The organism is Pseudomonas fluorescens group sp. PF-1, assembly GCF_054481335.1.
This window is the reverse complement of the sequence record NZ_JBTMNG010000001.1, coordinates 1,646,787-1,668,631: the sequence shown is the minus strand read 5'-3', so window position 1 is coordinate 1,668,631 and position 21,845 is coordinate 1,646,787. Positions and strand designations below refer to the sequence as shown.

The window sequence follows — 21,845 nt, the reverse complement described above, 5'->3', positions numbered from 1 at the left end:
CAAGCTTGCTCGCTCACACAGGGGTCCGGCCGCCCCGATTACTGCTGCTGGACGGAGATCACCGGCGCGGGCGTCGGTGAAACAAGCACCTTGGCATGCATCTGTTCACACCCGCCGCCGCGGCGCATCCCGCGCACCGGGCAGGCATCCAGATAATCGAGGCCCACGGCCAGTTTCAAATGACGTTCGGGCCGGGCCAGTTCATTGGTCACGTCGAAACTGTACCAGGCGTCATCCAGCCAGGCTTCGGCCCAGGCATGGCTGGCCAGGTGTTCGCTGTTTTCGCTGTACAGATAACCCGAGACATACCGCGCCGGAATCCCCAGGCTGCGGGCACAGGCGAGGAACGCGTGGGTGTGGTCCTGGCACACGCCCGAACGACCTGCGAAGGCCTGGGCCGCACTGGTGTCCACTTCGGTGGCGCCCGGCGTGTAGGTCATGTGCTGATTCAGGCCGTGCATCAAGTCGATCAGCGCCGTGCGATCGCGGCGTTGCTTGCATTCCTTTTCGGCAAACGCGCGCAGGGCTGCGTCGGCTTCGGTCAGGCGGGTGAAGCGCAGGAACGGCAGCGCCGATTGGCTCTCGTGCTCGGCTTCGCGCAATTCGTCGATGTCGACCTGACCACGGGCGCCGATGATGATCGCTTCGTGCGGTTCGTCCATGGTCAGCACGTGCAGGATGTTGCCGAACGGATCGAGTTGCGCGCGCACCGGCCGCGGCAGGTCGAGCTGCCAACTGAGCACGTGCTGGCGCTCGCTGTCATGGGGGGTCAGTCGCAGGTACTGGATGCTCGCGCGCACCTGATCTTCGTAGTGATAGGTGGTCTCGTGGCTAATCGAAAGTCTCATGCCGCCTCCAGATAAGAACTGTGAATCGCGTTACCCAACTGGCGCACCAGCGGGATGAACTCGGTGAGCCAGGCGTGCAGGCCTTCGTCGAGGATTTCGTTGATGCCGGTGTAGCGCAGTCGCGCGTCCATTTCCGCCGCCAGGCGTTGCGCGGGACGGCCGTTGGCTCCCGGCAACTGGGCAAGGATCTGGTCGATTTCTTCGGTGCACGCCCGCAGGGAGCGCGGCACATCCGCCCGCAGCAACAGCAACTCGGCCACATGCCGGGCGCCGGGTGCGTCGCGATAAATTTCGGTGTAGGCCTCGAAGGACGACAAGGCCCGCAGCAAGGCACTCCACTGGTAGTACGCGTGGGCCGTGCCATCGCTGACCGCTTCAGCCTGATCACCCGCCATTTCGTAGCGGGCATCGAGCAGGCGCAACGTGTTGTCGGCGCGCTCGATGAAGGTCCCCAGGCGAATGAAACGGAACGCATCGTTACGCATGATGGTGCCGTAGGACGCGCCCCGGAACAGGTGGGAACGTTCCTTGATCCACTCGCAAAAACGGCTCATGCCGTAGCGACTGAGGCCCTGCTCTGCAATGCCGCGAATTTCCAGCCAGGTCGCGTTGATGTTCTCCCACATGTCCGCGGTGATTCGGCCACGCACCGCGTGGGCACTGGCCCGCGCGGCACCGAGACAGCTGTAGATGCTCGCCGGGTTGGCCGCATCCAGGGCGAAAAAATGCAGCAAGCGTTCGGCATGCAACTCGCCGTGGCGTTCGAGGTAATCGTCCAGGGTGCCGGTGATCAGCAGCGGCATGGCCAGTTCGTGCAGGCCGTCACCGCGTCCATCCTGTGGCATCAGCGACAGCGAATAACTGATGTCGAGCATCCGTGCGAGGTTTTCCGCCCGCTCCAGGTAACGCGACATCCAATACAGATCCGAGGCAGTTCTACTTAACATGACAGGCTTCCTTCAATCCTCGACCACCCAGGTGTCCTTGGTTCCGCCGCCCTGGGAGGAGTTCACCACCAGGGAGCCTTCGCGCAGGGCGACACGGGTCAAACCGCCGGGCACGACCCGGGTTTCGCGACCAGACAATACAAACGGGCGCAGGTCGATGTGGCGTGGCGCGATGCCGCTTTCGACAAAGGTCGGGCAGGTCGACAACGACAGCGTCGGTTGCGCGATATAGGCATGGGGCTTGGCAATGATCCGCGCACGGAAGGCTTCGATTTCCGCCGCCGTCGCCGCCGGCCCCACCAGCATTCCGTAACCGCCGGAGCCCTGGGTTTCCTTGACCACCAGTTCCGGCAGATGGGCCAGGACGTGGGAAAGTTCCGAGGGGTTACGGCACTGCCACGTCGGTACGTTCTTCAGGATCGGTTCTTCATCCAGGTAGAAACGGATCATGTCGGTCACGAACGGGTACACCGACTTGTCGTCCGCCACCCCGGTGCCGATGGCATTGGCCAACACGACATTGCCGGATCGGTAAGACGACAGCAGCCCTGGCACGCCGAGCATCGAGTCCGGATTGAACGCCAGCGGGTCGAGGAAGGCGTCGTCGAGGCGCCGGTAGATCACATCGACGGCTTTTGGCCCGTCGGTGGTGCGCATGAACACCTTGTCGTCACGCACGAACAGGTCCGCGCCTTCCACCAGCTCCACACCCATTTCCCGCGCCAGGAACGCATGCTCGAAAAATGCACTGTTGAAGCGCCCCGGCGTCAACACCACGACGCTCGGGTTGTCGATCGGGCTGGAGCTTTTCAGGGTATCAAGCAACAGGTTCGGGTAGTGGTCGATGGGGGCGATGCGTTGCGCCGCGAACAATTCGGGGAACAGTCGCATCATCATCTTGCGGTCTTCGAGCATGTAGCTGACACCGCTCGGCGTACGCAGATTGTCTTCGAGCACGTAGTACGTGCCGTCGCCGTCGCGCACCAGATCGACACCGGAGATGTGCGAATAGATATCGCGGTGCAGATCCAGCCCCTGCATTGCCAACTGGTATTGCTCGTTGGCCAGCACCTGCTCGGCCGGAATGATGCCGGCCTTGATGATGCGTTGCTCGTGATAGAGGTCGGCGAGGAACATGTTCAACGCCTTGACCCGCTGGATGCAGCCACGCTCGACAATGCGCCATTCACTGGCGGGAATGCTGCGCGGAATGGTGTCGAAGGGAATCAGGCGCTCTGTCCCCTGCTCATCACCGTAGAGCGTGAAAGTAATCCCGGCGCGATGAAACAACAGATCGGCCTCGCGTCGCCGTTGTGCCAAAAGCTCGTCAGGCGTTTCGGACAGCCAACGGGCAAACTCCCGATAATGCGGGCGGACCTGGCCGCCGGCATCGTACATCTCATCAAAATAGGTGCGGATCATGCCGTACTCCTTGTCACCCGGACATACAGGCCTTCGCAAGGCCCGTGCCATCGGCAGAAACGCTTTGATATCAATCGGTTGGATAATCGTTACGCAGACACCGCACCAATCCTGTGCGGTAAATGCCCCAACCTGATCGCCCCCGCTTCATTGCAAGGCGTTGCAGTCGCCTGTCACCAGCATAGTCTGTGGGAGGCGGCTTGCCGGCGAAGGAGGGTCATTCCGTCATGGAGGGCTCTTCGAGGTCGTGTTCGGTTTGCCGGCGACAAAAACGAAAACGGCCAACCCAAAGGTCAGCCGTTACTGATGCTTGCTACTGTTCATAAGTTTATGCGAGTCGCCCTCGTACCTCCTGCTTGACACCCCAGCCTTCAATGATGCCGCCCAATGGCTCGACCACGGCTTCGAAACCCTGCTCGAAGTCGCCGATGTCATCGTAAGTGGCGTACATGACTTTGCTCAGTTCAAGGGCCCATGCGCCGTCATCGCGCACACTGATTTGCGCATTCAGGGATTCACCACGGTAATGACCTGCCGCCCTGCGTGCCCGCTCCTCGTCCGGGAAAATGGCGTAGAACTCGATGGGATGGAACCGTGAAAAGTCGAAACCGCCCTCTTTCATGCGGCGCAGAACGCTGCTGCTGATATCTTCTTGATAGGCTGTGCTCATGAAACGTCCTCCTCAAACTGATGGATAGACTTTCCGTACTCCCAGCGCCCGCCACCGAACGGTGCGAACGACGGCATCCGATGTGCCGACGGGAAACAAGCATGTAGCTGACAAGACCAGACCTTAGCGATCCATTCGCTGATCTCGCCTGCAGATTAGCCCCAAGATAGAGCCGCTGCCAAGGCCTGGTTGAGAATGTGACAGGAGATGTTCAGATTGGCGTGATGCCGAGGATTTGAATGCTGTTCTGGGCCTTGAGACTTTTGACAGTCGCATCGGCGGTTCGCCCTTCCAGATCGTTCAGATCCAGTTCGGCGGCGACGGGAAGCAACCGGGCCTTGATGAGTTTGGCGGCGTGTTCGTTATCCGGGCACTCGTCGCACTCAAAGACTTCGTCGACAGTTTCACCGTGATCATCCACGAAAGTGATTTTCCACTTTTGCATCAGTGCCTCCTCGATAAAACCCATGGATGGGCTTACTTCTATCTCGACCTGATTAGCTGGCTAATCGTTCCGCTGATTTTCCTCCGGCACCTCATGAAAAAAGGGCCGTCAGCGGCGTGATTGAACACCACCGCGGACAGCCCTTTTTGATTGACGCGCTATCAGTCGTTGCTTGGCTTGTTCACAGCCTGCAAAACGTACTGCGGCAAGGCAAAGGCACCGATGTGGATCTCCGGATTGTAGTAGCGGGTGATGATGCCGCTGCCGGCGAACCGTTGTTGCAGGGTTTCGCGGGACAATTTGCGATAAGCGGTATTGGTCGCGCCCCAGGCGAAGGTCATCGCGCCGCCGATATAAGTCGGCACGGCGGCCTGATAGAAGTGCCAGTCAGGGAACAGGCTGCGCAGACGACCGGCGGTGGTTTTGACTTCTTCGATCTGCATGAACGGCGTGCCGTTCTGCGTGACCAGGATGCCGCCTTCGTTCAGGCAGCGGTGGCAAGCCTGATAGAAGTTCTCCGAGAACAGCACTTCGCCTGGCCCGATCGGGTCAGTGGAGTCGGAAATGATCACGTCGAACTTTTCAGTGGTGGTGGCGACGAAGCGCATGCCGTCGTCGATCACCAGGTTCAGGCGTGGATCGTCGAACGCGCCCTTGGAGTGATTCGGCAGGAATTCCTTGCACATTTCGACCACGGTACCGTCGATCTCGACCATGGTGATGTGCTCGACGCTGCGGTGCTTGGCCACCTCACGCAACATGCCGCCGTCGCCGCCACCGATGATCAATACGCGCTTGGCGGTGCCATGGGCGAGGATCGGCACGTGGGTCAGCATTTCGTGGTAGATGAATTCGTCGGCTTCGGTGGTCTGGATCACGCCGTCCAGCGCCATGACCCGGCCCATGCGCGGGTTTTCGAAAATCACCAGGTGCTGGTGTTCGGTGCGCACTTCGTGCAGCAGTTTTTCCATGCGAAAACGCTGGCCATAGCCTTCGTAGAGGGTTTCCAGGTAGTCGTTGGTCGGGGTGATGCTCATGGGAAGTGCTCCGATGAATGCGGGTGGCAACGGACGGTTACCCGCCCATGATGGCCAATCGATCGGCTCGATTGACCGGGAAAGGCGCGCATTCTACGTCGAGGAAGATGACAGGTCGAACCTCACTTGATGTCTCGCCACAATGCCCTGTGGGAGCGAGCCTGCTCGCGATAGCGATTTGTCCGCCACATCAATTCCGAATGTGCCGCCGTCATCGCGAGCTGGCTCGCTCCCACAGATTTTATGTCGCTTGGGAGAATGACTTCAGATTCTGACGTTACCCCGTGGCCCCGCGATCGCCCAAATGATCAGGCCCAAAACCGGCAGCAACAGGATCAACAGCACCCAGAGGACTTTCATCCCGGTTTCGGCGCCACTTTTGAGTACGTTGATGATTGCCCAGATGTCCAGGGCAAGGATGATCAGGCCTACCAGGCTGTTGAACGTGGAACCCATGGTGACGCTCCTGAAGAGTGATTGGCCCTCTTAGGATAGCTGCCCGAGGCCAGGGTTCCGTTTTTATTGACAGCTTGCGGTTTTAAACGTGAACGGCCACTTTCAAGGCTTCCAGGGACGGCGCAGCGGCAATGCCGACTTCGGCGCACAGCTCCAGCACCCGCGGCACGTCGTTGCCGTAGACCAGAACGACTTGCAGTTCATCGTCGAGCAACTGGCTGAAGTTCATCAGCACATAGCCACCGTTTTCCTTGTTCAGGCTGCTCATTTGCACCTGAATGCGATTGAGCGCGGTCAGGGCTTCGGTCTTGGCCAGTTGCTTGGGCTTGATATTGAAGTCGACGCCCGGCCCGAACGAAGCAACGATCTGCGCGAACAGGTCCATGTAGGTGTCGGCCTGGAACATCACGGTCTCCGGCAGACTGCCGACGACCACCCACTCGCCCAGCGGGATCGGGAAGGTGTCGTCGTAGTTGATGTCCGGATTGGCCGCCAGGAAACCCTCGGGGTCCGCGTAAGCCTGGGCCGCCTCGTCAGCGACCTTGAGGATTTCGTCATCGCCCATGCACCCGGAGCTGATTTTGCTGATGAGTTCGACGAGTGCGGCTTTCATGGGGCGGATCCTGTAGCGAGGGAATTTTGAGGGCGCGAAGGATAACGCATTCAGTGAGTGCTGCGCAGGTTGCTCCCTCGCCACAGAAGAACAGCGTCAGCCCAGCAGTTTTTCCAACTGCGCAACGGTGTCCACAGCCCCCATGGTCCTGGCGGCTTCCAGCGCGGTGATGCCATTGGCGTCCCTGGCTTTCGGATCGGCACCTTTGCTGATCAGGTAGTCGACAATGGCGACGCGGTTGAACATCGCCGCCATCATCAGCGCCGTACGACCATCGAACGACGAGCCTTCGACTTGCGCCCCGCCTTCAACCAGCGCCGTGACCACCGCCAGGTCGCCCTTGAAGGCGGCACCGGCAATCGGGCTCTGGCCGTTGTCGTTGCGGATCTCCGGATCGGCCTTGTGTTCGAGCAAGACTTTTACCGTGTCCACATGACCATGGTAAGCGGCCAGCATCAGCAAGGTGTCGCCCTTGTGATTGCGCAGGTTCGGCGGCAAGCCCTTGGTCAGCAGCGCAGCCATCATGGCCGCATCGCCCTCCCGTGCCTTGTTGAATACCTGTTCGGCAAATTCGGCAGCTTCTTCGGGGGTCATCTGGCGGCTTTTGTCTGACATTGAACGCTCCACTTTCAGTTATTCGCAAAGCCGACAGTTTCCCGAGCAGCCCCGGTACTGTCACTTCTTTTTTCTGAAGCGGGGCCATAGGCACATTCAATATCGATATCGACCGCCGTGGATATCCTTCAGCATTTGCTCCGTCACCTGCACGTACGTTTCGGTTCCCGGCAGCCAGGCGTAGATCGGGTCAGCGCCGCTCCGGGCCGGGTCGAACGCTTCATCCTTGAGCCGGGTTTTCTGATATTTGAAGGTCCCGGTGGTCTCCATTTTCACTTTCACCCGCAGGAACAATGGCACGGCGTAGGCCGGCATCTGTTGCCGGGCGAAGGCCAGCAGCTCGCTGAAATCCAGGGTCGCCAGGGATTCGGCCGGCGTGATGGCGGCCATGCCGGCGCGGCCGTTGGTGTTGCGCACTTCCACACCATAGGCCACGGCTTCGGAAATATGCGGGTGTCGCAGGAGGATGTTCTCGACCTCGGTGGTCGAAACGTTTTCGCCCTTCCAGCGATAGGTGTCACCCAGCCGATCAACGAACTGCGCATGGCCAAAACCGATGTTGCGCAACAGATCGCCGGTGTTGAAGTAGCGGTCACCCTTGACGAACACGTCGTGGAGCACGACTTTTTCGGTCTTTTGCGGATCGGTGTAACCGTCCAGTGGCGCCTTGTCGTCGATTTTCGCCAGCAACAACCCCTGCTCGCCCTTGCCCACCTTGCGCATGAAGCCGTTGGCTTCGCGAATCGGCGCGCCGCTGTCGTGGTCGTAAACCGCCAACTCCCAGGACATCAGGGAAAAACCGACAGTGTTGTCGAAATTCAGAATGTTGGTGAAACCGATATTGCCGTCACTGGCGGCGTACAGCTCGCAGATGTGGCACACGCCGAAACGTGTCTTGAATTCACCCCATGCGCCGGGGCGCAGGCCGTTGCCGATCATTTTGGTGACGCCGTGCTGGCGGTCGTCGGCAGTAGGCGGTTGATCGACCAGATAACGGCACAATTCGCCGACGTAACCGAGGGTGGTCGCGCGGTATTTGCGCACATCGTTCCAGAACTGACTGGCGCTGAACTTGCGCCGGATGGCAAATCCCGAGGCACCGCTGATGGCCGAACCCCAGCACACGCAAAGTCCGGTGGCGTGATAGAGCGGCAAGGTGCAATAGACGACATCGTCCGGGCGCATATCCAGCGCGATCATGCCGAAGCTCGCCGAGCTGCGCATCCAGCGCCCGTGCTTGAACACCCCGGCCTTGGGCAACCCGGTAGTGCCCGAGGTGTAGATATAGAAACAGGGGTCGTCGAAAAACACCTGCTGGCTGCTGACGGGGTTGTCACAGGCGTTGTCGAGGCTGGCGGTCATCAAGTTGACGAAACCCTCGGGGGAAACGCCCGGATGGCTGTAGGTGTCCCGATCAGCGACAAACCAGGTGCGGGCCTGCGCCATCGATACCCGTTCGCGTACCGCCAGAAACGCCGCCACCAGCTCTTCGCCGACGACGATGGCCACCGGCGCCACCAGATTCAGGCTATGCACCAGGGTATCGCGGGTTTGTGAGGTATTGAGCAGCGCACTGATCGCTCCGACCTTGGCCACCGCCAATATCGTCACCAGCAGCTCCGGACGATTTTCGATGAACACCGCCACCACATCGCCCTTGCCGATGCCTTGGGCAATCAAGTGATGGGCGATGCGATTGGCCCACTGGTTGACCTGTGCATAAGTCAGCGTGACCTCGCCGTACAGCAAGGCCGGCCCTTGGGGATTGCGCAAGGTCGCTTGTTCGAAACTCCAGCCCAGGCCACACGCTTGGGTCGGGTCCTTGACGTTAGCCACTTTCATTCCCTTCACCACCCGCGGAATGGCTTTGGCAATGGACGGCAGCTTGCGGAGCATCATGCCCCAGGTGATGGTGTCGCGTGGTGTGCGGCTCATGGTTGCTCCCGTTCGATCTTTTTATTGTCGGGCGGCGTTGATTGAGCCCGAAAATACGTCAACGGTTCTTGAGCTGTACACGCGGTTTTTGAAATGTTTTGTATCCGCCACAGCGATGTTGGAAATCATGAGCATCTGCGCGCGCAATGGTTCCATCGAATCGCCGACGACCACGCAAAATGCAGGATGCACGATGGCCCTTCATGCAAATTGCACGGAAAAATAAATCAGCCAAAAACGTAACTTATTGATTTATATAGAACTTAATTAAATTCGCGTGCTGGCACAATCGCTGCAACTACCCCCTCATGCTTGCCATTCCAGCGCTAACGGAGCCGAAAGACATGAGCCTGATCCAAGAAAAATTTTCGTCCTTGTTTTCCAACTTCGAAGTCACCACCCAGCCACGACCTGACGGCGGGATTCTGCTGACCCTGCGCGGTGGCGAAGACAAAGTGTTCAAGCGCTCGATTTCCTACCAGCAATTGCACAACGGCGATCAACTGTCGTGGGTCATCAGCGCGATCCGTCGCGACCTCGCCGAACAAGCCAGCGAACTGCCACAAATCTCCATGCTCCAAAGCCAGCAGCGGTTTGCCCTGCCGACCTATCATTCGCTGTAACGCCTGAAACAACTGTAGGAGCGAGCCTGCTCGCGATAGTCGTCAACGATAACGCGCGTGTCCTGGTTAAACCCGGCGCACTCGGGTCCATCGGCAGCAGGCTGGCTCCTTGGTTATGTGTGGCTTAGAACGTCGAGGGATCGATCCGCGCAAAACTGTCCACCGTGACATGCCCCGCCAATTCCCCGCCCTCACGGGCCAGCCCGCACGTGGCCATCCCCGCCATGCGCGCCGCGTCCAGCTCTTCGACGATGTCCGACAGAAACAGAATCTGCGAGGCTTCCAGGCCAATGGCCTGTGTGATGTTGGTATAGGACTGTGCTTCGCGCTTGGGTCCTGACGTGGTGTCGAAATAGCCGCTGAACAGTGGCGTCAAATCCCCCGCTTCCGAGCAGCCGAAAATCAGGCGCTGGGCCTGGATCGAGCCCGAGGAATAGACAAACAGTTGATACCCCTGCTGATGCCAGTGCTTCAGCGCTTCGACGGCGTCGGGGTAGACGTGGCCTTTGAGTTGCCCGGCCTGGTAACCCTGCTCCCAGACCATCCCTTGCAACGCCTTGAGCGGCGTGGCCTTGCGGTCTTCGGCAATCCAGCCCAACAGAATCTCGATCACCCGCTCGACGTCGGCATCCGGCGCGTTGCTGTCGCGGCGCACGCTGGCCAGTTGTTCAGCGACATCATTGCGCCCGGCGTTCTGACGGACAAAGTCCGGCAGGTGTTTCGCGGCGTAGGGAAACAGCACGTCGAACACAAAACTCACCGCGCTGGTGGTGCCTTCGATGTCGGTGAGAATCGCTTTGATCGGCATCGTTTCAGTCCTCAAGACGCGGGAAGCGGCCAGCGATGTCTTCGCCGGTGAAATTGGCCACCCAGCCTTCCGGGTTGTTGAACAGACGAATCGCGACGAAGTGCGGATGCTCCCCCATGTCAAACCAGTGCCTGGTACCGGCAGGCACCGAGATCAGGTCGTTTTTCTCGCAGAGCACGGCGTAGACGTAATCGTCGATGTGCAGGGTGAACAAGCCACGGCCGGCGACGAAGAAACGCACTTCGTCTTCGCCATGCTGGTGCTCATCAAGGAACTTGGCGCGCAATTCGGCTTTTTGCGGGTGATCGCTGTTCAGGCTGATCACATCGACAGTGATGTAGCCGCGCTCGGTCATCAGCTTGTCGATCTGCTCTTGATAGGCGGCGATCACTTCTTCCTGACTGGAGCCCGGCTGGATTTTCGTCGCCGCTTGCCAGCGATCAAACCGTACGCCCTGCTCGGCCAGGGTCGAGGCGATGTCTTCGAAATGGGTCAGCACCTTGTTCGGAATGTCAGGGCTTGAGACGTGGTAGACGGACAGGCTGCTCATCGGGCAACTCCTTGACGGTTCAGGCTTTACGGTGAGAGAGCGAGCGGGTTTTCAACTCGCACTCGAACAAGAATTCAAAGGCCTCGATCTGCCGCAGGGCGTCGCTCATGCGCGCGCCCCAGGTGTAGAGGCCATGGCCGCGAATCAGGTAGCCAACGCAATCGGGATGGGCGTCGAGCCAAGGCTGTACCTTGGCGGCGAGGCGCGCAATGTCCTGATCGTTGTCAAAAATCGGCACCCGCACCCGCGACTCGTGGGTCGATACGCCGGTGAAGGCTTTTTGCAGTTCGTAATCTTCGAAATCGATGAAGTCTTCCGGCGTCAGGCGCGACAGCACCGTGGCGTTCACCGAGTGGGTGTGCAACACCGCGCCGATCTCCGGACGCCAGCTGTAGAGCTGAGTGTGCAGCAGGGTTTCGGCGGACGGTTTCTTGCCCGGTTCCAGGCTGTTGCCCGACAGATCCGTGGCCAGCACATCGTCCAGGCCCAATTGACCCTTGTGCTTGCCCGACACCGTCAGCAGCGCTTCGGTCGGCGACAGTCGGGTCGAATAATTGCTGCTGGTGGCCGGCGACCAGCCGCGGCCATACAGGAAACGCCCGGCGTCGATGATTTCCTGGGCGAGGTGTTCACGGGTAAGGCTCATGGCCTGTCCTCTTGCATACATGTGGCAATGATAACGGCAGCCGCGAGGGCTGCGAGGCTGGCAATACTAAAGGTCAATGCGGCGCCCAGGGCGTTCCAGCTGTAACCGGCGTACAACGCGCCCAGTGCGCCGCCGGTCCCCGCCAGTGCCGCGTACAACGCCTGGCCCTGGCCTTGCTGACGCGCGCCGAAGCTACGTTGCACGAATGAAATGGCAGCGGCGTGAAAGCTGCCGAATGTCGCCGCGTGCAACACCTGGGCAAACAACAATACCCAGAGGAACTCAGCCAACGAACCCAGCAACAACCATCGCAACGCCGCCAGCAGAAAACTCGCCAGCAGCACCCGGCGCAACGAAAATCGCGCGAGGATTTTGCTCATGGCTATGAACATCAGCACCTCAGCCACCACGCCGACGGCCCAGAGCATGCCGATGACCCCTCGGCTGTAGCCCAATCGCTCAAGGTGCAAGGTCAGAAACGTGTAGTACGGGCCATGGCTCATCTGCATCAGCGCCACGCACGCGTAAAAAGCCAGCACGCCGGGGCTGCGCAGTTGCTTGAGAAATCCCTCCCCCGCCACCCGGTGGCCCGGCGCCGGTTGCGCGTTCGGCACCCAAAGGCTGCTGAGCACGATCCCGGCCATGATCAGCACCAGCGCCGCCGGGTAGATGTCGAGACTCAGCCATTCGAACAACCGGCCCAGCGCGACCACGGTGATGATGAAACCGATGGAGCCCCACAGGCGAATCTGACTGTAGCGAGAGGTCTGGCCCTGCAGGTGTGCGAGGGTGATGACTTCGAATTGCGGCAACACGGCGTGCCAGAAGAACGCATGCAAGGCCATGACCATCGCCAGCCAGGCGTAGGTCTTGCTGACAAAAATCAGTGAAAAGGTCAGCAGCGTGCAGACCGCGCCGAAACGCACGATGGCCAGCCGCCGGCCGGTGTAGTCACCCAGCCAGCCCCAGATGTTCGGCGCCACGCATCGCATCAACATCGGGATCGCCACCAGCTCACCGATGCGCGCGGCGGAAAATCCCAGGTGATCGAAGTACAGCGCCAGAAACGGCGCCGTCGAACCGAGCAAGGCGAAATAGAACAGATAGAAACTGGAAAGCCGCCAGTACGGCAGCGCCGCCACAGCCATCAGACTGCAGCGGCTATCAGGTCAGCCATTAAAGCTGACCCAGCACCGGGGTGCTCACGCGCACATCGGCGTTTTGCCCACGGTGGCGCAGCAGGTGGTCCATCAACACGATGGCCATCATCGCTTCGGCGATCGGCGTGGCGCGAATGCCGACGCACGGGTCGTGACGACCCTTGGTGATGACGTCCACCGGGTTGCCATGAATGTCGATTGAACGGCCGGGCGTGGTGATGCTGGACGTTGGCTTCAGGGCCAGGTGCGCGACGATCGGCTGACCGGAAGAGATGCCACCGAGAATGCCGCCAGCGTTGTTGCTGAGGAAACCTTGCGGAGTCATTTCATCGCGATGCTCGGTGCCACGCTGGGCGACGCTGGCGAAACCGGCACCGATTTCCACGCCCTTGACCGCATTGATGCTCATGAGCGCATGGGCCAGTTCCGCGTCGAGGCGATCGAAAATCGGCTCGCCGAGGCCCGGCATCACACCTTCGGCGACCACCGTGATCTTGGCGCCGACTGAATCCTGGTCGCGGCGCAACTGGTCCATATAGGCTTCCAGTTCCGGCACTTTGTCCGGGTCCGGGCTGAAGAAGGCGTTTTCTTCTACAGAGTCCCAGGTCTTGAACGGAATTTCGATGGGGCCGAGCTGGCTCATGTAGCCGCGAATGACGATGCCCTGGGTCGCCAGGTATTTTTTCGCTATCGCGCCAGCGGCAACGCGCATGGCGGTTTCACGGGCCGAGCTGCGGCCACCGCCGCGATAATCGCGCTCGCCGTACTTGTGGTGGTAGGTGTAGTCGGCGTGGGCCGGGCGGAACAGGTCCTTGATCGCCGAGTAGTCCTTGGATTTCTGGTCGGTATTGCGGATCAACAGGCCGATGGCGCACCCGGTGGTGCGACCTTCGAATACGCCGGAAAGGATTTCGACTTCGTCGGCTTCCTGGCGCTGGGTAGTGTGGCGGCTGGTGCCAGGCTTGCGCCGGTCGAGATCGCGCTGCAGATCTTCCAGGGAGATCTCCAGGCCCGGCGGGCAGCCATCGACAATGGCGACCAACGCCGGACCATGGCTTTCGCCAGCGGTGGTGACAGTGAACAGCTTGCCGTAGGTATTGCCGGACATGCAGGACGCTCCGTGAAATGAACCTGAATACGTAATGCGCGCCAGTATACGCAGGCTACCCAAGTAGTTCATCCTCGAACCTTATGGGTGTCGGCGAGTCCAACCGGCATCTTCGTTCATGATGGCGTGATGATGCTGCGAGTTCTAGCCTTGAGCCTTACCCTGTTTACCGGTTTCGTCCAGGCCACCGTCCTGCAACGGCCGATCACGTTGGATACCGGGAGCGGAGAGCTTTTCGGCTCGCTGCTGCTGCCCAAGTCCGACACGCCTGTGCCAGTTGTCCTGATCATTTCCGGCTCCGGCCCAACCGATCGAGATGGCAATAACCCAGACGGCGGGCGCAATGACAGCCTGAAACGGCTGGCCTGGGTGCTGGCCAAACACAACATCGCCAGCGTGCGTTACGACAAACGCGGCGTTGCGGCGAGCCTGGCGGCGACCCCTGACGAGCGCAACCTGACGCTGGACGCCTATGTTTCCGACGCCCAAGCCTGGGGCCGCAAGCTCAAGGACGATCCGCGTTTCGGCAAGCTGATTTTGCTGGGGCACAGCGAAGGCGCCTTGATCGCCAGTCTCGCGGCGCCGAGTGTCGATGCGGCCGCAGTGATTTCCTTGTCCGGCAGCGCCCGGCCGATCGATCAAGTGGTGCGCCAACAACTGAGCAATCACCTGCCGCCGCCATTGATGCTGCGCAGTAACGAACTGCTCGACAGCCTCAAGGCCGGGAAAACCGACGATAACGTGCCACCGCCCTTGCAGGCGATATTCCGCCCGAGCGTGCAGCCGTACCTGATTTCGCTGTTCCGCCAGGACCCTGCGGCGGCGTTCGCGAAGTTGAAAATGCCGGCGTTGATCATCCAGGGCAGCAACGATATTCAGGTCGGCGTCAATGACGCCAAAATGCTCAAGGCTGCCAAACCGGACGCCGAACTGGCACTCATCGAAGGCATGAACCACGTCATGCGCATCGTGCCCAACGACGTAAAACGGCAATTGGCTTCCTATAGAGATCCGCAATTGCCCCTGGCGGCCGAACTGGGCACTCGAATCCTCGGGTTTATTGACGCAATTCGCACCCGTTAAGCGCTTTAAACGACATTGTGGCGTGAAAACCGCTCGAGAACGCTTCGTCGCCCTCCAGTCTTGAAAAAAACGGCCGATAAGCCTTTGTCGCCAGCGCACTGGCTGGCGGCAAGCAGAGCTTGGACAGGATCTCGCCGTTATGACCGATACCCAGACTTCACCCGACACCACCGCTGAAAAAGACGCACCGCCAGCGGTCGAGCTGCCTTGGGCGGACGTTCACGTCGAGCACCACAAGATGCTCCGTCTGGCGCCGCTGCAGACCGACCGCAACACCGGCGGGCGCCCCCTGCGCTTTGTCGAGTTCGGTTATGCCGAGCGCAACGACAAGCAGCGCAGCCTGATGCGCATGAGCATCACCCTGCCCGGCCAACGCGTGCGCAAGGAACAGAATCATCTGGACGTGTGGGTCGACCACAGCGAAAAGCGCGTGCATTTCGGGCCGGACAGCGGCCTGCAAATCGAACCGATGAACCGTGGTATCGGTCGCTTCATGGCGGCCCAGGGCATCACCTGGGCGAAGAAGCGATGGCCCGGCTACACCGTCGACGGCACCGACCTGAACAACAAGGATGCGCTGAACGAAGACACCCGCCTGCGTCGCGACCACTTTTTGCGGGTGCACGGTTTCGATGTGGTTTACGCCGACGCCCAGCATTTGAAGGGCAGCGTCAAGGAAGTCCAGGTCGGCGACCTGTCGGGTGACTGGAACACGGAAAAACTGCAGATCGTGGAAATTCTCGAGGCGGCGCAGATGCTGCAGCAAGCCGAGCAGAACCTGGCCGAGCAGGAAGTCAAACTCAAGAAACACGAAGAAAAGGTCAGCAAGTACAAGCGTGAAGACGCCGGCTTGCGATTCACCATCACCTGCCTCGTGGCGTTTGCGGTGTTTCAGGCGGGGTTGTTGATCTGGATTGCGACGCACCGTTGATGGTCTGAGACCGCAACGCCCCTTGTAGGAGCGAGCTTGCTCGCGATGAACTTGAGAGCGATGTGTTTAACCTGAAAACACGCGTTATCGTTGACGTCCATCACGAGCAAGCTCGCTCCTACACAAGAATCAGATGCGGGAGGCGAATAGCGCCTGATGATCCCGGCACTGTTCAGCCGACAGCATGAACACGCCATGCCCGCCGCGCTCGAATTCCAGCCAGGCGAAATCGACTTCGGGGTACAACGCCTCGACGTGTACCTGGCTGTTGCCCACCTCGACGATCAACAACCCCTTCTCGGTCAGGTGATCGGCCGCTTCGGCGAGCATGCGCCGTACCAGGTTCAAACCATCCTCACCGCAGGCCAGGCCCAGCTCCGGTTCGTGCTGGTATTCGTCCGGCATGTCGGCGAAATCCTCGGCATCGACGTAAGGCGGGTTTGACACGATCAGGTCGAAACGCTGCCCCGGCAAACCATCGAAACCATCACCTTGCACGGTGTAGACCCGCTCATCGACGCCGTGACGCTCGATGTTCTGGTTGGCCACTTCCAGCGCTTCGAACGACAGATCGGCCAGCACCACTTCGGCATTCTGGAACTCGTAAGCGCAGGCGATGCCGATGCAGCCGGAGCCGGTGCACAGGTCGAGAATTCGCGCAGGCTCGTCGGCCAGCCATGGCGTAAAGCGACTTTCGATCAGCTCGCCAATTGGCGAACGCGGGATCAGCACGCGCTCATCGACGATGAACGACAGGCCGCAGAACCAGGCTTCGCCCAGCAGGTACGCGGTCGGGACGCGCTTTTCGATACGGCGCTTGAGCAAGTGTTGCAGGTGGACAAGTTCGTCTTCTTCCAGATTGCAATCGAGATAGCTGTCGGCAATTTCCCACGGCAAGTGCAGTGCACCCAACACCAGTTGACGGGCTTCGTCCCAGGCGTTGTCGGTGCCATGGCCGAAAAACAGATCCTCCCCATGGAAGCGGCTGACGGCCCAACGAATATGGTCACGCAGGGTACGAAGGCGGGAAGTGATCACGACGGCAAACTCCAGAAAAATCGACGGGCGATTCTATCAGTCAAACGATGCCGCGACGACGCAGGAAAAACACTGGGGCTGTTGTAGGACTAATCTCTTTTTTACGCTCGGTCTTGAACAAAACGGACCACTTGACAACGCTGCACGCCAGTAACGACGGCGCTTGTAATGGTAGCCATTCACAGAAGCGCTCAGCCAGAGGACAATGTCGCAAAAGCCCCACTCCAAGGAGCCCCAGAATGTCTGTTCCAAAAACGATGTTTCAACTCAGCGGCCGCGGTTATGCAGCAGCCAATCTGAGCCATGCGACGCTTGTGATCATCGATGCCCAGAAAGAATACCTCAACGGTCCATTGGCCCTGAGTGGCATGGACGCTGCCGTCGCGAACATCAAGCAATTGTTGGGCGCTGCCCGCGCCGCCGGCCGCCCGATCGTGCATGTGCGCCACCTCGGCACCGTGGGTGGCCTGTTCGACCCGCAAGGCGAACGCGGCGAGTTCATCCCGGGGCTGGAGCCACAGGGCGACGAAACCATCATCGGCAAATTGCTGCCGAGCGCGTTCCACGGCACCCCACTTGAAAAACGCCTGCAGGATCTGGGCGCCCTCGACCTGATTGTCTGCGGTTTCATGAGCCACTCCAGCGTCAGCACCACCGTACGCGCCGCGAAGAACCTTGGCTTCCGTTGCACCCTTGTGGAAGACGCCTGCGCCACCCGCGACTTGCCCTACAAGGGCGGCGTCCTGAGCGCCGAGCACGTCCAGCAGACCGAAATGGCGATCATGGCAGACAACTTCGCCACCCTCGCCCTGACCCGCGAACTGATCTGATCGACGCTCAATGAGCGGTCTATACCGCCGCTCATCCGCAAAAGCCTCTCGTTAGCCGTAATTGTCTTAGCCTCAGGAACAACCCGGTCAACTCCCGGTCGAAGGGCCGATACCCATTGAGGAAGGTCGGAATGAAGTTATCCGATGGTTTTGACGCTCGCCGCTTGCGGCCCAAAGGCCAAAGCAACTGGCGTTTTCGAATCGGCGCGGCGTTTGCCGCGCTGCTGGCAATGTCCGGTGTGTTACTCGCCATGGCCGGTATCGCCAGCCTGCTCGGCCACGCACCCGCCCTGGGCGAGATGAACACCAACCGCGCCGGTGCGGCGGTGATTCTGGCGATTGGCCTGTTCGTGCTGTACCTCGGCGTGTGGCTCTGGCGTCGTAGCCGTCGTCGCTCGCGCCAGTCGCGAGAGCTGGCCATGTCCCCGCATTTGATGAAAAAACACGACTGAACCCGCGCTCACATCGAACGCGCGTGTTTTGTCGCGCGCCCATTCGCCTGGAGTTGGGTAAACTGGCCGCCCTTCGCGGAGGCTGACATGCAAGACGACGATTTTTCCCTGTTCAAAAGTGCGATCCAAGGCGTCAAGCCGATCAAGCACGATCGCGCCGAAACCGGCAAACCCAAGGCTGACCGCGCGCAGATCGCCAAGCTGCGTCAGGCCGCCACCGTGCGCACCGACGCCACCACCGTCGACGGACTCTCCGATCAGTTCGTCATCGATGTCGGCCCGGAAGACGAGTTGATGTGGGCGCGCGACGGTGTGCAGGAAAGCCAGATGCGCAAGCTCAAGATCGGCCAGATTCCGTTCGAAGGCAGCCTCGACCTGCACGGCATGAGCGTGGAAAAGGCCCGGGAAACCCTCTGGGCCTTTCTGGCCGAAGCGACCAAATTCGAAATCCGCTGCGTGCGCGTTACCCACGGCAAGGCCGTGCGCCTGGACGGTAAGCGGCCAATGATCAAAAGCCACGTCAACACGTGGTTGCGCCAGCATACGCAGGTACTTGGCTTCACCTCGTGCCAACCCAGACATGGCGGCGCCGGTGCCGTGTATGTGATGCTCAAACGAACCATGATGGAAGGTCGAGACGAGTAAAGCTGATGCGTCATGCTTGCAGCGTCGTGTCCGCCACCGTACCCTTGCCCTTTGCGTAAAATCCCACAGGTAGTTTCATGTCCCTGGAACAGAATTACACCGAGATCCTTGGCCAACTGGGCGAGGACGTCTCCCGCGAAGGCCTGCTCGACACGCCGAAACGTGCCGCCAAAGCCATGCAGTACCTTTGCCGCGGTTATGAACAGACGCTCGAAGAAGTCACCAACGGTGCCTTGTTCAGCTCCGACAACAGCGAAATGGTGCTGGTCAAGGACATCGAGCTGTACTCGTTGTGCGAGCACCACCTGCTGCCGTTCATCGGCAAGGCCCATGTCGCCTACATCCCGAGCGGCAAGGTCCTGGGGTTGTCGAAAGTCGCGCGGATCGTCGATATGTACGCCCGCCGCCTGCAGATCCAGGAAAACCTCAGCCGCCAGATCGCCGACGCGGTCCAGCAAGTCACCGGCGCCCTGGGCGTTGCGGTGGTGATTGAGGCCAAGCACATGTGCATGATGATGCGCGGTGTGGAAAAGCAAAATTCGTCGATGATCACCTCGGTGATGCTCGGTGAGTTCCGCGAGAACGCCGCAACTCGCAGCGAATTCCTCAGCCTCATCAAGTAATTCGCAGCACGAAAAAAACCGGCATTCATCGCCGGTTTTTTTTCGTCCGCGAAAATCAGGTAAGCTGCGCGCCTTTCATTTTTCGCTCCGTGAGGCTTTCAACGTGTTCGTAAAAGCGCTTCGTGTCGGCCTTGGCCAACTGATCATCTTCATCGACTTTCTCACTCGCCCCGGCAAGAAGCAGCGCCCGGTCGAGGCTCAGGCCCTGGTCAACAGCGCCGCCAAGGACCTGACCCTGTATCAATTCCACGCCTGCCCGTTCTGTGTGAAAACCCGTCGCACCCTGCGCCGCCTGAATGTGCCGGTGGCGTTGCGCGATGCGAAGAACAACGAACAGGATCGCCAGACCCTGCTGGAGCAAGGCGGCAAGATCAAGGTGCCGTGCCTGCGCATCGAAGAGAATGGCCAGACCACCTGGATGTATGAATCCAAGGTGATCATTGACTATCTGGACAAGCGCTTCGCTGCGGCCTGAAAAATCTCACCGGGGCTGACGGCCCCACACATCTTCAGGCAAACATAAACCGGCCCTTGCGCCGGTTTATTGGTTTTCAGGCGGCTTGCGCCGCCTGCGCCTGACGCACCACTGCCGCCAACCGCTTGAGGCCTTCATTCAGCCGCGCCGGGTCGATGTGGCTGAAATTCAACCGAAGATGCCCGGGGTTGTTGTCAGGATCCGGGAAGAACGGCTCGCCCGGCATGAACGCCACATCATTGGCCAGCGCCGTATGGAGCAAGGTTCGGGTGTCCAATGGCTGCTTGAGAGTGAGCCAGAAAAACAGCCCGCCCTGGGGCACATTCCAGTCCGCCAGGTCGGCAAAATGGGTTTCCAGGGCCGCCTGAAACGCATCGCGACGCTCCCGGTAAAAGTCGCGCAATTCACTCAAATGCTCACGGAATTTTTCGCTGCCAATCCACTGTTGGGCTTGCCACTGGCCGACGCGGTTGGTGTGCAGATCAGCCGATTGCTTGAGTTTCAACAAATGCGGAAACAGATCCGCACTGGCAATCAGGTAACCGACGCGCAAACCGGGCAGCAAGGTTTTCGACACGGTGCCGGTGTAGATCCAACTGGATTTCTTCAAGCGACTGACGATCGGCGTGGCACTGCCTCCGTCGAAGGTCAGTTCGCGGTAAGGCTCGTCTTCGATCAGGGTCACGCCGAACTCGTCAAGCAACGCCGCCACGGCATCGCGCTTGGCTTCGCTATAGCGCACAGCCGATGGATTCTGGAACGTCGGGATCAGGTAGATGAACGCCGGACGGTGTTTTTCCAGACGGGTGCGCAATTGCGCCAGGTCCGGACCATCGGCTTGCAGCGGCACGGTCAGGCACTCGGCACCGAACAGTTGGAAGATTTGCAGCGCTGCGAGATAGGTCGGCGCTTCGAGCAGGATCTCGGTGCCCTTGTCGATGTAGAGCTTGGCCGCCAGGTCGAGGGTCTGCTGCGAGCCACTGACCACCAACACTTGGCTCGCCTCGCAGGGCACGCCCAGCGCCCGGGCCTCGGCGGCCAACATCTCGCGCAGCGCCGGTTCGCCTTCGCTCATGCCGTATTGGCCCATGCTCAGCGGCATCTGATCCCATTCGACCTTGGGCAACATGGCTTCGGCCGGTAACCCGCCGGCGAACGACATCACTTGCGGGCGCTGGGCGGCGGCGAGGATTTCACGGATCAGAGAACTTTTAAGGCGCGAAACACGTTCGGAAAAAGCCATGGGGATCACCGGTAGCGAGGCCAGAGGGAAATGAGTCAAACTTGTTGACCAAAATTACGTCAGCCCGAGCGGATACGTCAATATGCTTGACCTTAAAAACCCGACATCCCAGCAACAAGCCATGGAAGCGTTTTTCTTCGGTTATCAGGCCTTCACCGCCAAGGCCGACGAAATGCTTGCGCGTCGAGGCTTGAGCCGTGTGCACCAACGCATCGTGTTTTTCATCGCACGCTACCCGAACTTGAGTGTGACGCAGTTGCTGGCCTTGCTGGGCGTGAGCAAGCAGGCGCTGAACATGCCATTGCGCCAACTGCTGGAAATGCATCTGGTGAACAGCGTCGCGTCCGAGACCGACAAGCGTAAACGCCTGCTGGAATTGACCGACGATGGGGCGCGTTTCGAACAATCACTGCGCCGCGAGCAGGTGAAATTGCTGGAACGGGTGTTTGCCGACGCCGGGGAAGCGGCGGTGAATGGGTGGTTGGCGGTGAATATGGCTCTTGGGAAAAGTCAGGCTGTTGTTGATTGACTGTTCTGCCCTTATCGCCAGCAGGCTGGCTCCCACCGTGATTTGTGGTGAGCACAAAACCTGTGGGAGCCAGCCTGCTGGCAATGAGGCCCGCGAAGGCCATATATCCCTAT

26 protein-coding genes are annotated in these 21,845 nt (G+C 60.0%); 9 read left to right on the top strand and 17 right to left on the bottom strand.

The annotated features are described in order from the left end of the window. Nucleotides 1-38: 38 nt before the first annotated feature. The 10 genes from ACX3YD_RS07990 to ACX3YD_RS07945 all read right to left on the bottom strand — a co-directional run bounded on the left by ACX3YD_RS07990 (nucleotide 39) and on the right by ACX3YD_RS07945 (nucleotide 8,988). Nucleotides 39-848 carry a transglutaminase family protein gene (locus ACX3YD_RS07990; RefSeq protein ID WP_103402595.1) on the bottom strand — a complete coding sequence of 270 codons (810 nt, stop codon included), beginning with the start codon at nucleotides 846-848 and terminating at the stop codon, nucleotides 39-41. Beyond that, nucleotides 845-1,795, bottom strand: coding sequence for an alpha-E domain-containing protein (locus ACX3YD_RS07985; protein ID WP_047531601.1), 951 nt, complete (start codon nucleotides 1,793-1,795; stop codon nucleotides 845-847). The genes ACX3YD_RS07990 and ACX3YD_RS07985 overlap by 4 nt, the downstream gene beginning before the upstream one ends. A 12-nt stretch (nucleotides 1,796-1,807) precedes the next feature. After that, nucleotides 1,808-3,217, bottom strand: a complete 1,410-nt coding sequence (locus ACX3YD_RS07980; protein ID WP_103402594.1) for a circularly permuted type 2 ATP-grasp protein — start codon at nucleotides 3,215-3,217, stop codon at nucleotides 1,808-1,810. Between the two features lie 328 nt (nucleotides 3,218-3,545). After that, a complete protein-coding gene (locus tag ACX3YD_RS07975) occupies nucleotides 3,546-3,887 on the bottom strand; it encodes a ribonuclease E inhibitor RraB (protein WP_060541568.1) in 342 nt (113 codons plus the stop codon). A gap of 211 nt (nucleotides 3,888-4,098) precedes the next feature. Next, nucleotides 4,099-4,332, bottom strand: coding sequence for a hypothetical protein (locus tag ACX3YD_RS07970; RefSeq protein WP_103402739.1), 234 nt, complete (start codon nucleotides 4,330-4,332; stop codon nucleotides 4,099-4,101). A gap of 161 nt (nucleotides 4,333-4,493) precedes the next feature. Then, on the bottom strand, nucleotides 4,494-5,369 hold the full coding sequence (speE, locus tag ACX3YD_RS07965; protein WP_047531607.1) for a polyamine aminopropyltransferase: 876 nt from the start codon (nucleotides 5,367-5,369) through the stop codon (nucleotides 4,494-4,496). A 264-nt stretch (nucleotides 5,370-5,633) separates the two neighbouring features. Next, nucleotides 5,634-5,825 (bottom strand): PLDc N-terminal domain-containing protein, encoded by a 192-nt coding sequence (locus tag ACX3YD_RS07960; RefSeq protein ID WP_047531608.1) that lies wholly within the window; start codon nucleotides 5,823-5,825, stop codon nucleotides 5,634-5,636. A gap of 82 nt (nucleotides 5,826-5,907) precedes the next feature. Then, on the bottom strand, nucleotides 5,908-6,438 hold the full coding sequence (locus tag ACX3YD_RS07955) for a hypothetical protein (RefSeq protein WP_090463937.1): 531 nt from the start codon (nucleotides 6,436-6,438) through the stop codon (nucleotides 5,908-5,910). 96 nt (nucleotides 6,439-6,534) lie between these two features. Continuing rightward, nucleotides 6,535-7,053 (bottom strand): ankyrin repeat domain-containing protein, encoded by a 519-nt coding sequence (locus tag ACX3YD_RS07950; protein ID WP_458959613.1) that lies wholly within the window; start codon nucleotides 7,051-7,053, stop codon nucleotides 6,535-6,537. 96 nt (nucleotides 7,054-7,149) lie between these two features. Next, complete coding sequence (locus tag ACX3YD_RS07945) at nucleotides 7,150-8,988, bottom strand: long-chain-acyl-CoA synthetase (protein ID WP_458959612.1); 1,839 nt, start codon at nucleotides 8,986-8,988, stop codon at nucleotides 7,150-7,152. A gap of 344 nt (nucleotides 8,989-9,332) precedes the next feature. Here ACX3YD_RS07945 and ACX3YD_RS07940 point away from each other — a divergent pair, with 344 nt between their 5' ends. Continuing rightward, a complete protein-coding gene (locus tag ACX3YD_RS07940) occupies nucleotides 9,333-9,611 on the top strand; it encodes a DUF3509 domain-containing protein (RefSeq protein ID WP_103402591.1) in 279 nt (92 codons plus the stop codon). A 124-nt stretch (nucleotides 9,612-9,735) separates the two neighbouring features. Here ACX3YD_RS07940 and mtnC read toward each other — a convergent pair whose 3' ends face one another. The 5 genes from mtnC to aroC are packed head-to-tail and all read right to left on the bottom strand — an operon-like array spanning nucleotide 9,736 to nucleotide 13,883. Continuing rightward, nucleotides 9,736-10,419 (bottom strand): acireductone synthase, encoded by a 684-nt coding sequence (gene mtnC / locus ACX3YD_RS07935; protein WP_458959611.1) that lies wholly within the window; start codon nucleotides 10,417-10,419, stop codon nucleotides 9,736-9,738. 4 nt (nucleotides 10,420-10,423) lie between these two features. After that, nucleotides 10,424-10,969 carry a 1,2-dihydroxy-3-keto-5-methylthiopentene dioxygenase gene (locus ACX3YD_RS07930; RefSeq protein ID WP_458959610.1) on the bottom strand — a complete coding sequence of 182 codons (546 nt, stop codon included), beginning with the start codon at nucleotides 10,967-10,969 and terminating at the stop codon, nucleotides 10,424-10,426. 19 nt (nucleotides 10,970-10,988) lie between these two features. Beyond that, on the bottom strand, nucleotides 10,989-11,615 hold the full coding sequence (locus ACX3YD_RS07925) for a methylthioribulose 1-phosphate dehydratase (protein ID WP_103402588.1): 627 nt from the start codon (nucleotides 11,613-11,615) through the stop codon (nucleotides 10,989-10,991). After that, entirely contained in the window at nucleotides 11,612-12,763 is a 1,152-nt protein-coding gene (locus ACX3YD_RS07920; RefSeq protein WP_458959609.1) for an MFS transporter, read from the bottom strand. Before ACX3YD_RS07920 ends, ACX3YD_RS07925 begins: the two co-directional genes overlap by 4 nt. A 28-nt stretch (nucleotides 12,764-12,791) precedes the next feature. Continuing rightward, nucleotides 12,792-13,883, bottom strand: coding sequence for a chorismate synthase (gene aroC, locus ACX3YD_RS07915; protein WP_103402587.1), 1,092 nt, complete (start codon nucleotides 13,881-13,883; stop codon nucleotides 12,792-12,794). Nucleotides 13,884-14,012: 129 nt separating this feature from the next. Here aroC and ACX3YD_RS07910 point away from each other — a divergent pair, with 129 nt between their 5' ends. Next, nucleotides 14,013-14,966: an alpha/beta hydrolase gene (locus ACX3YD_RS07910; protein WP_103402586.1), complete on the top strand. Its 954-nt coding sequence runs from the start codon at nucleotides 14,013-14,015 to the stop codon at nucleotides 14,964-14,966. A gap of 139 nt (nucleotides 14,967-15,105) precedes the next feature. Continuing rightward, complete coding sequence (locus ACX3YD_RS07905; RefSeq protein WP_103402585.1) at nucleotides 15,106-15,897, top strand: hypothetical protein; 792 nt, start codon at nucleotides 15,106-15,108, stop codon at nucleotides 15,895-15,897. Between the two features lie 129 nt (nucleotides 15,898-16,026). Here ACX3YD_RS07905 and prmB read toward each other — a convergent pair whose 3' ends face one another. Continuing rightward, entirely contained in the window at nucleotides 16,027-16,935 is a 909-nt protein-coding gene (prmB, locus tag ACX3YD_RS07900) for a 50S ribosomal protein L3 N(5)-glutamine methyltransferase (RefSeq protein ID WP_458959608.1), read from the bottom strand. 239 nt (nucleotides 16,936-17,174) lie between these two features. On the opposite strand from prmB, the gene ACX3YD_RS07895 reads away from it, so the two are divergent. The 5 genes from ACX3YD_RS07895 (at nucleotide 17,175) to ACX3YD_RS07875 (ending at nucleotide 19,960) form a co-directional block, all read left to right on the top strand. Beyond that, entirely contained in the window at nucleotides 17,175-17,765 is a 591-nt protein-coding gene (locus ACX3YD_RS07895) for a cysteine hydrolase family protein (RefSeq protein ID WP_047531636.1), read from the top strand. Nucleotides 17,766-17,896: 131 nt separating this feature from the next. Beyond that, nucleotides 17,897-18,217 carry a hypothetical protein gene (locus ACX3YD_RS07890; protein ID WP_458959607.1) on the top strand — a complete coding sequence of 107 codons (321 nt, stop codon included), beginning with the start codon at nucleotides 17,897-17,899 and terminating at the stop codon, nucleotides 18,215-18,217. Nucleotides 18,218-18,304: 87 nt separating this feature from the next. After that, nucleotides 18,305-18,862 carry a Smr/MutS family protein gene (locus ACX3YD_RS07885; protein ID WP_047531639.1) on the top strand — a complete coding sequence of 186 codons (558 nt, stop codon included), beginning with the start codon at nucleotides 18,305-18,307 and terminating at the stop codon, nucleotides 18,860-18,862. 77 nt (nucleotides 18,863-18,939) lie between these two features. Next, nucleotides 18,940-19,485, top strand: a complete 546-nt coding sequence (gene folE, locus ACX3YD_RS07880; RefSeq protein WP_024076633.1) for a GTP cyclohydrolase I FolE — start codon at nucleotides 18,940-18,942, stop codon at nucleotides 19,483-19,485. Between the two features lie 103 nt (nucleotides 19,486-19,588). Further along, a complete protein-coding gene (locus tag ACX3YD_RS07875; protein WP_103402581.1) occupies nucleotides 19,589-19,960 on the top strand; it encodes a glutathione S-transferase N-terminal domain-containing protein in 372 nt (123 codons plus the stop codon). Nucleotides 19,961-20,036: 76 nt separating this feature from the next. Here the strand turns inward: ACX3YD_RS07875 and ACX3YD_RS07870 are convergent, their stop codons facing one another. Beyond that, nucleotides 20,037-21,203: an aminotransferase-like domain-containing protein gene (locus tag ACX3YD_RS07870; protein WP_458959606.1), complete on the bottom strand. Its 1,167-nt coding sequence runs from the start codon at nucleotides 21,201-21,203 to the stop codon at nucleotides 20,037-20,039. Between the two features lie 82 nt (nucleotides 21,204-21,285). Here ACX3YD_RS07870 and ACX3YD_RS07865 point away from each other — a divergent pair, with 82 nt between their 5' ends. Further along, nucleotides 21,286-21,732 carry a MarR family winged helix-turn-helix transcriptional regulator gene (locus ACX3YD_RS07865; protein ID WP_458959605.1) on the top strand — a complete coding sequence of 149 codons (447 nt, stop codon included), beginning with the start codon at nucleotides 21,286-21,288 and terminating at the stop codon, nucleotides 21,730-21,732. Nucleotides 21,733-21,845 lie beyond the last annotated feature (113 nt).